This is a genomic window from Lyticum sinuosum, assembly GCF_034471385.1.
GTDB classification, from domain to species: domain Bacteria; phylum Pseudomonadota; class Alphaproteobacteria; order Rickettsiales; family Midichloriaceae; genus Lyticum; species Lyticum sinuosum.
The window spans coordinates 1-1,177 of record NZ_JARGYU010000006.1; the positions used below are offsets into that span (position 1 = coordinate 1).

The 1,177-nt window shown below is 23.7% G+C and carries 1 protein-coding gene and 1 tRNA gene; both read left to right on the forward strand.

What is annotated here, in order from left to right:
- Window positions 1–376: 376 nt before the first annotated feature.
- The gene (locus tag Lyticum_RS04135) at window positions 377–658 is read left to right on the forward strand and encodes a hypothetical protein (RefSeq protein ID WP_322499066.1); all 282 of its coding nucleotides are present in this window, start codon (window positions 377–379) and stop codon (window positions 656–658) included.
- 137 nt (window positions 659–795) lie between these two features.
- Window positions 796–870 (forward strand) — tRNA-Cys (locus Lyticum_RS04140).
- The last annotated feature ends 307 nt before the right edge of the window (window positions 871–1,177 follow it).

The following is a 1,177-nucleotide window of genomic DNA, read 5'->3' on the forward strand; positions in this document are numbered from 1 at the left end:
GATCCTGATAATTATCCATTATCATATGACAATGATCAATCAAAACAGAATAAATCAAATAACTCTAATACAAGCTTTTTACTCAACTATCAAATAGGATTTTGATAAAATTTTATAAATTAAAAAAAAACATATGCAATATTTACTATTTATCAATATTTTTGATTAAAATAATTTTATTGTATAAAGTATTATTATAATTTTTATTAATATTTTTTTTAATTTTTATTAAAAAATATGTTGTATAATTGATTTATATGTTGTACAATGTTTAATGTATGTGGGAGAATTCATTCTATCACTACTAGGGTAAAAATAATTGTTTTTTGTGCAACGTTATTATTTATATAGTTTTATAATATATATTTTAAGATAAATGAAGGGTTTTACAAGTAGAGATGTTGATTATAAGATAACAAATTGGCTGAAAAAAACCAAGGTTGTTACAAGGCAAGTAATGCAATCAAGAGTTCATTTAGCTCCATCAGCTAAAAGGAAGAAAAGAAAAGAAGAGCTTAAGAAGTTAAGCGCAATAATGAGAAGGCGTAGATATGCTAATGCGGAAAGACTGAAAAAACAACCTAGATTTATGGGTCTTTTTTCGGAAATTTCAGTAAATCTTCGATCTTCTATTATTTCTAAGATAACTGACATATAAATATTCCTCTACTTGAGTTTATTTTATTAGTTCTATTTTATACTTAACAGTATAAAATAGAATTATCTGAATATAGTATTTTATTTTATATTTGATAGCGATTTTTTATTATATTGTTTATTATAGATTCATTAAAAGGCCGAATAGCAAAATGGTAATGCCACGGACTGCAAATCCGTTATTCGTCAGTTCGATTCTGACTTCGGCCTCCATTTCATTCTCATATTCTATGTTTTATATGAGATTTTTTTGATAATATTCTTTTTAGTGATAGTAATATTATCAAGTTCATGCTTTTATTAGTAGCATTAAAATTTTTCATTCTCATATTCTATGTTTTATATGAGATTTTTTTTTGATAATATTCTTTTTAGTGATTAGAATATTATCAAGTTCATACTTTTATTAGTAGCATTAAAATCCTATTTGATAGTTGAATAAAAAGCTTGTATTAGAGTTATTTGATTTTTTGTGTTTTGATTGATCATTATCATTTGACAATGTATATTGGTTAGGACT